Here is a 7,007-nt window from a genome sequence, read left to right as displayed (position 1 = left end):
AGGAGCGGGGCGGCGGTGGCGGGCGGTCCGGGCGAGCCGCGTCACGCGCCGGGAGCGCTCCGCTCCGGGAGTTCGTGGCCCGTGGTGGCGTCCACATGGCCGGGGATGCCGTCGTGCCGGTTCCCGACGCTGGAGGTGCCGGTGGGCTCGAACAGCAGCAGCGAGGCGCCGTGCTCGGACGACGGTTTGTGCTCGACGCCGCGCGGCACCACGAACACCGACCCCCGGCTCAGGGTCACCGTCCGCTCGCCGTCCGGCTCCCGCAGCGCGATCCGCAGGTCGCCGTCGAGGACGAGGAAGAATTCGTCGGTGTCGTCGTGCGCGTGCCACACGTGCTCGCCCGCGACCTTGGCGATCCGGACGTCGTAGTCGTTGACCGTCGTGACGATGCGCGGACTCCAGAGCTGATCGAAGGAGGCGAGGGCGTCGGTCAGGTTCGTCGGTTCGTGGCTCATGTCCCGATCATGTCCCCGGGTGGGCGGGCGCCGCCACGTGCTGCGGGCGTGCGGCCCGGCCGCCGCGAAGAGCGCCGCCGGAAAGAGCGCTGTGGCGCCGATGTCGGAAACCGCCGGATCGCCGAAGGCGCGCTGCGTCGCGAGCCCGGCCACCCTGTCCGTGCGACGATGGGAGTCATGCCGACGCTCAATCTGACCGGCGACGCCGAGGCCGACCGGCTGCTCTCCGACGACCCGCTCGCTTTGCTCACGGGCATGCTGCTCGACCAGCAGATCGCGATGGAGGTCGCCTTCGCCGGGCCGAAGAAGATCGCCGACCGGCTGGGTGGGTTCGACGTGCACCGCATCGCCGACCACGACCCCGACGAGTTCGCGCGCCTGTGCGCGCGGCAACCGGCCGTGCACCGGTTCCCCGGGTCGATGGCCAGGCGGGTGCAGGCGCTGTGCGCCTATGTCGCCGAGCACTACGACGGCCGGGCCGAGGGCATCTGGACCGACGGCGAGCCGGACGGGCGGGAGGTGCTGCGCAGGCTCAAGGCGCTGCCCGGTTACGGCGACCAGAAGGCCCGCATCTTCCTCGCGCTGCTCGGCAAGCGACTCGGCGTGACCCCCGAGGGCTGGCGGGAGGCCGCCGGTGCCTACGGCGAGGCCGACGCCCGCCGTTCCATCGCCGACGTGGTCGACGAGCACACCCTCGAGGAGGTGCGCTCGTTCAAGAAGGCAGCCAAGGCCGCGAAGAAGGGCGCCCCGAACGCGGGCTGACCGTGCCGGGCGGGTTCCCGCCGCGCTGTCCGCGGTCGCACACCGGCGGTGCGGCGTTCACTCCGGAGTGGGGTCCCACTGGATGGACCCTCGCGTTCCGTGGCTCGCGCCACTACCGTACGACTGCGAGGGCCGCCGATGACGGATACGGCGGTCCCGTCATGCTGCTCCTAGCACACGTGATCCCATGATCGGTACGGTTCTGTCGTTGTTGTCACAGGCGTTTTTCCGTTGTCGCAGGTCGTGCCCGTGATCGGATGTGCGGCGGGCTGAGGGGTCTACGCTGCTCTGTTAGCTTGTCTGAATATGTCCGGAAAGCACTCTGAGCGTGCGGACGGCGACAATCAATCGACGGGCCACGTTGTGATCGAAAAGCCCGCCAAGGGCGACGGCGCGGCCCTCTGGCGAATCGCACGTGATTCTGGAAAGCTCGATCTGAACTCGTCGTACGCTTACCTGTTGTGGTGTCTCGATTTCGCGGACACCTCGGTCGTGGCGCGGGTCGACGGCGAGGTCGTCGGATTCGTCATGGGATACCGGAGGCCTGCGCGGACCGACACCGCGCTCGTGTGGCAGGTCGCCGTCGACTCGTCCCAGCGTGGCCGTGGCCTCGCCGGCACGCTGCTCGACGCGCTGTACGGCCGCCTCGTCGACGAGGGGGTGCGGTACCTGGACACCACCATCACGCCGGACAACGAGGCGTCGATCCGGTTGTTCGAGTCCTTCGCCACGCGGTGGGGCGCCGAACTCCAGCGGTCGGAGTTGTTCGCCGACGGTGACTTCCCGGATGCCCACGAGCGGGAGGACCTGTTCCGGATCGGGCCGCTCTCGCCCGCGCGGCGACCACGGGGGCGATAACACGAGAACAGAACGCGACGCGCCCGGTACGCGGCGTGGCGCACGGTGTCCGAATCGCCCGACAAACGCAGGAGACGAAGCAACGTGAGCATCTTCGAAAAACTCGAATCCGAAGTGCGCAGCTACAGCCGGGGCTGGCCCGTGGTGTTCGATCGTGCACAGGGTAGCTGGCTCTACTCGGAGGAAGGAAAGCCCTACCTCGACTTCTTCGCCGGTGCCGGAGCCCTGAACTACGGGCACAACAATCCGGCGCTGAAGAAAGCGCTGATCGACTACATCTCCCGCGACGGTGTCACCCACTCCCTCGACATGTACACCGCCGCCAAGCGGGACTTCCTCGAAAGCCTCGACGAGGTGATCCTCAAGCCCCGTTCGATGGAGTACAAGGTCATCTTCCCGGGGCCCGGCGGAGCCAACGCCGTCGAGGCCGCGCTGAAGCTCGCGCGCAAGGTGACCGGCAAGGAGTCGGTCATCAACTTCACCAACGCCTTCCACGGCATGACGCTCGGTGCGCTGTCGGTGACGGGCAACTCGATGAAGCGCGGCGGCGCGGGTATCCCGCTCGTGCACGCGACGCCGATGCCGTACGACAGGTACTTCGACGGCGCCTACCCGGACTTCCTCTACTTCGAGCGCCTGCTCGAGGACTCGGGCAGTGGGCTCAACGAGCCCGCCGCCGTGATCGTCGAGACCGTGCAGGGTGAGGGCGGGATCAACGCGGCCAGTCTCGACTGGCTGCGCGCACTGTCCGATCTGTGCAAGAAGCACGGGATTCTGCTCATCCTCGACGACGTGCAGATGGGATGCGGGCGCACCGGGCCGTTCTTCAGCTTCGAGGACGCGGGCATCGAGCCGGACATGATCTGCCTGTCGAAGTCGATCGGCGGCTACGGCCTTCCGCTGGCCATCACCCTGATCCGCCCGGACCTCGACGTGTGGGCGCCGGGTGAGCACAACGGCACGTTCCGGGGCATCAGCCCGGCCTTCGTGACCGCCGCCGAGGCGCTGCGCACCTACTGGCGCGACGACGAGCTGGAGAAGGGCACCCGGAGCAAGGGCGAGCGCATCGCCGAGGTCTTCACCGAGCTCGTGGGGCGCTACCCGGAGGCCAACCTGATCGCCAAGGGGCGCGGCATGGCCCGCGGTCTTGAGTTCTCCAGCGGCGAGGTGGCCGACAAGGTGTGCGCGGCCGCCTTCGATCGTGGTCTACTCATGGAGACCTCGGGGCCGGACGGGGAAGTGGTGAAGCTGCTGCCCGCACTCACCACCACCGACGCCGAGGTCGAACAGGGGCTGGGCATCATCACCGAGTCCGTGGACTCCGTGCTGGGCCGGTGAGCCCCTTCGGCCCTCCGGGGCCGCACCACCGACCGCGCCGGCGAGGCCGGCGCCGAGCTTTCGTGAAGGAGACATCTTGATCGTCCGCAACCTCGACGAGATCACCGACACCGAGGCCGACATCAAGGAGCCGAACTGGCGCAGCAAGCGCATCGTGCTCGCCAAGGACAGGGCGGGGTTCTCGGTGCACGAGACCACGTTGTACGCCGGGACCGTCAACGACTTCTGGTATGCCAACCACATCGAGGCGGTGTTCATCGTCGAGGGTGAGGGTGAGGTGACCGACAAGGCCACCGGCGAGACCCACCAGTTGCGGCCCGGTTCGCTGTACCTGTTGGACCAGCACGACAAGCACCAGGTGCGGCCGAAGACCGACATGCGGACGGTCTGCGTGTTCAACCCGCCGATCACCGGCCGCGAGGTACACGACGAGAACGGCGTTTACCCGCTGGTCGTTGAGGACGGGCAGGCGTGATGAGATGCCGCACCGGCCGAAATCGGCCGGTGCGGCGACCCGGATGGGTATCACTCGACAGAACGGGGAAACACACACCGTAGAAACGACATGAGTGGCACTCGGAGGAGGCGAGTATCGTGACTCTCGCGGAGAGCCGAACCCAGGATCTGTACCCCACCCGGATCGCGTCGGGCGAGACGCGGATGCTCGACCGGGCGGACCCCACCGTCTGGGGAAGCGAGCAGGACGGCCCGTTCGACGGGGCCGCTCTCTCCTCGCACGACACGAAGGGGTACTCGATCATCGAGGGCCTGCTGTCCCCTGCCGAGGTGCAGGGCTACTGGCAGGAACTCACCCGGCTCTCGTCGGACGAGAAGCTCAAGGCCGACGAGCGCGTGGTGACCGAGAAGTCCTCGGGGGAGGTCCGTTCGGTCTTCGAAGTGCACAGGATCAGTGAGCTGATCGGGGAGCTGGCACGGGACCCGCGGGTGCTGGACCGTGCCCGGCAGATCCTGGGTTCCGAGGTCTACCTCCACCAGAGCCGGGTGAACTACATGCCCGGCTTCCGGGGGAACGGCTTCTACTGGCACTCGGACTTCGAGACCTGGCACGCCGAGGACGGCATGCCGAGGCCACGGGCGGTGAGCTGCTCGATCGCGCTGACCGACAACTACCCCTTCAACGGCGGCCTGATGGTGATGCCGGGCTCCCAGCGCACGTTCGTGCAGTGCGCCGGTGAGACTCCGGACGACCACTACAAGGCGTCGCTGAAGGAGCAGGAGATCGGCGTCCCGAGCGAAACCGACATCACGAAGCTCGCCGCCGAGAACGGCATCGACCAGTTCACCGGGCCCGCGGGTTCGGCGCTGTTCTTCGACTCGAACATCATGCACGGGTCGGGCAACAACATCACGCCGTACCCGCGCTCCAACATCTTCCTGGTGTTCAACAGCGTCGAGAACGCTCTGGTCGAGCCGTTCGCGGCGAGCGCGCCGCGGCCGAGCTTCATCGGCAGCCGCGACTTCACTCCGTTGAGCCGCTGACGAGACGGCGGATTCACCGGTCCACGGGGACGGTGCGCACCGCATCGGGGTGCGCGGTCACCACCCCGATGCGGTCTGTTACCGTATGCGCACCTCGACGGCGCGGCTGGCGGGGTGGTCGTCGCCAGTCGACGCGGGTGACTCCTTGCTCGGGGTGAGTCCCGTGCCGCCGGTGACGATGTGAATTCGCGACGAGTACGGCCCCGCGCCGCCAGATCGGGACTGGTGGCACGGGGCCGTATTCGTGCCCGGAGCGGTTCGCCTCGCTCCGCCGACGCGGGGGTGTCTGCGACGGGTGGTCGCGGCGTCCGCGCACCAGCGGTCCGCTTCCGGTGTTCGACAGTGGTCGACCGATGACGGCCGAGGAAATGGACGTCGAGGTTCGTGACCACATCGAAGAACGGGCGGCGCGCCGGTGATCGTCGTTGTCGTCGCGGACACGTCGGCGCTCTTCGCGGGCTTCGATAGCGGGCAGCCCGCCGACGGGTGGTGACCTCGACGGCGTCAGTCGAACAGGCTCGTCTCCGAACGAATCTCCAGCAGCTCGTACACCGGCCGTCCGCGCCTGCCGTCGATCGTGGTCGTGCGCACCACCCGCAGGCGGGTGGTGACCGGGCGGTCGAGGTTGAGCTTGATCTCGTCGAGCAGGTCGGGCGAGACGGCTCCCTGGATGGTGCCGCCGGTGTCACGCTCGAGGTAGAAGATGCGCCGCCGCGTGCGGACGCCGTCCAGCCTGCCGGTCACCGTTTCGTAGCCGACGTCCTCGCGTGACTCGCGCAGGCTGCCCTGGAGCACCTTCGCCTGCTCGGTGGTCATGCTGCGCATCAGTTCCTCCCCCGACGTCGGCAGCAGGGACAGGCCGATGCTCGAGGTTTTCGTGACGGCGTTGACGATGTCGCTCACCGCGTTGCGCACGGTGTCGCGTTGCAGCAGCACCGCGTCGAGTGCTCCGTCGTCGGAGCCGTTCGCGGGCAGGAAATCGCACAGCTCCTTCACCGCGCGCTCGGACAACGTCTCGATGCCGTCCGAGATGAGCGCGTCCGGCTCCGTGGTCTCCGGGAAGCCGAAGAACATCGCGTTACCCGCCTGGCCGCGCTGGATGAGCGGCGCCTTCTCGCGGTCCGCTGGCTGTACCGAGGTGATCTCGGTCTGCGGGTTGCGCACGATGTGCCCGATCTTGGCGGTCGCGTCCTGGAGGGCCCTGCTGATGTCGGAGGAGGTGTAGGCGTCAAGGCGGGACGAATCGAGCATCGCCACCCGCAACAGCGGCGAGCGCGCACTGCGCTCGAACTTCGCGTGGGCGGCCTGCGCCGAGGCGCGCGCGAGGTCGTCGAGCCAGGTGCCGCCGGGGATGTTCTCGGCGAGGACTCGGAAGTTCACCAGGCCACCTCCGCGAATCCCTTGAGAGTTCCGGGGACCGGGCCCCGCGCCCAGACGGCCTCCCACGCGTCCTCGTCGCCGGGGCGGCACAGGAAGCCGTCCAGCAGCCCGCTGACCGGCTGGACCTGATCCAGATAGGTCACGGGCTGTTCGGCGATCACACCGCGCAGCGTCAGCAAACCGTAGAGCATGGAGCGGGCGCGGCCGTCGAGGCGCTTGAGCGCGCCCCACTCGTCCGGGATGAGTACGACGTCCACGTCACGCGGGACGTCGGCCGTGCGCACGACGAGCCCGCCGCCGACCCAGGCCCGCCCCGACGGGATCAGCCGGTAGACCACGCCAAGGTAGCCGCTGAGCGCGCTGAACAGCAGTTCGCGGTCGTTGCGGTGCGGGGCGTCCCACACCAGGCGCTCGTAGATGTCGGAGAGGTCGGCCGGATGCCGCCCGGGCGGGAGAACGTTCTCCGACGTCCAGTACGGAAGCGGCATGCACATTCCTTACCTACTGCCGAAGGGAGGGCCGCCGCAGAACTTATCAGCCCGGACGTCTAGTGCTCGCGCCGACGTTGTTCCTCCTCGCGCGCGGTGTCCCGCTCGTCGGGCCACTCGTTGCGGCTGTGCCAGTCCGCTGAGCCGAGCGGGAGCACCCCGTACCTGCGGCCCTCGTCGGGCGGCTCCGCGGTGGAGCCGCCCGACGACGTCTCGGAGGGCGGGC

At 68.6% G+C, this 7,007-nt stretch carries 8 protein-coding genes; 5 read left to right on the top strand and 3 right to left on the bottom strand.

Going from position 1 to position 7,007, the window contains the following annotated elements; translation table 11 throughout:
• Positions 1-41: 41 nt before the first annotated feature.
• Positions 42-455, bottom strand: a complete 414-nt coding sequence (locus tag SACSA_RS0107325; protein WP_028661645.1) for a cupin domain-containing protein — start codon at positions 453-455, stop codon at positions 42-44.
• A gap of 177 nt (positions 456-632) precedes the next feature.
• Here SACSA_RS0107325 and SACSA_RS0107320 point away from each other — a divergent pair, with 177 nt between their 5' ends.
• The 5 genes from SACSA_RS0107320 to thpD all read left to right on the top strand — a co-directional run bounded on the left by SACSA_RS0107320 (position 633) and on the right by thpD (position 4,913).
• Positions 633-1,217: an HhH-GPD-type base excision DNA repair protein gene (locus tag SACSA_RS0107320; protein WP_019814649.1), complete on the top strand. Its 585-nt coding sequence runs from the start codon at positions 633-635 to the stop codon at positions 1,215-1,217.
• Positions 1,218-1,523: 306 nt separating this feature from the next.
• Positions 1,524-2,075, top strand: a complete 552-nt coding sequence (gene ectA, locus SACSA_RS0107315; protein ID WP_028661644.1) for a diaminobutyrate acetyltransferase — start codon at positions 1,524-1,526, stop codon at positions 2,073-2,075.
• Positions 2,076-2,159: 84 nt separating this feature from the next.
• Positions 2,160-3,413, top strand: coding sequence for a diaminobutyrate--2-oxoglutarate transaminase (gene ectB, locus SACSA_RS0107310; RefSeq protein ID WP_019814644.1), 1,254 nt, complete (start codon positions 2,160-2,162; stop codon positions 3,411-3,413).
• Between the two features lie 76 nt (positions 3,414-3,489).
• A complete protein-coding gene (locus SACSA_RS0107305) occupies positions 3,490-3,888 on the top strand; it encodes an ectoine synthase (protein WP_019814642.1) in 399 nt (132 codons plus the stop codon).
• A 119-nt stretch (positions 3,889-4,007) separates the two neighbouring features.
• On the top strand, positions 4,008-4,913 hold the full coding sequence (gene thpD / locus SACSA_RS0107300; protein WP_019814641.1) for an ectoine hydroxylase: 906 nt from the start codon (positions 4,008-4,010) through the stop codon (positions 4,911-4,913).
• Positions 4,914-5,417: 504 nt separating this feature from the next.
• Here the strand turns inward: thpD and SACSA_RS0107295 are convergent.
• Both SACSA_RS0107295 and SACSA_RS0107290 read right to left on the bottom strand, forming a co-directional pair.
• On the bottom strand, positions 5,418-6,296 hold the full coding sequence (locus tag SACSA_RS0107295) for a hypothetical protein (protein WP_028661643.1): 879 nt from the start codon (positions 6,294-6,296) through the stop codon (positions 5,418-5,420).
• Positions 6,290-6,781 carry a DUF6932 family protein gene (locus SACSA_RS0107290; RefSeq protein ID WP_028661642.1) on the bottom strand — a complete coding sequence of 164 codons (492 nt, stop codon included), beginning with the start codon at positions 6,779-6,781 and terminating at the stop codon, positions 6,290-6,292. Before SACSA_RS0107290 ends, SACSA_RS0107295 begins: the two co-directional genes overlap by 7 nt.
• Positions 6,782-7,007: the final 226 nt, after the last annotated feature.

It is taken from the genome of Saccharomonospora saliphila YIM 90502 (genome assembly GCF_000383795.1).
In the GTDB taxonomy this organism is placed as follows: Bacteria; Actinomycetota; Actinomycetes; order Mycobacteriales; family Pseudonocardiaceae; genus Saccharomonospora; species Saccharomonospora saliphila.
Note: the sequence above shows the minus strand (reverse complement) of the source record. Positions and strands in the feature narration are given on the sequence as shown.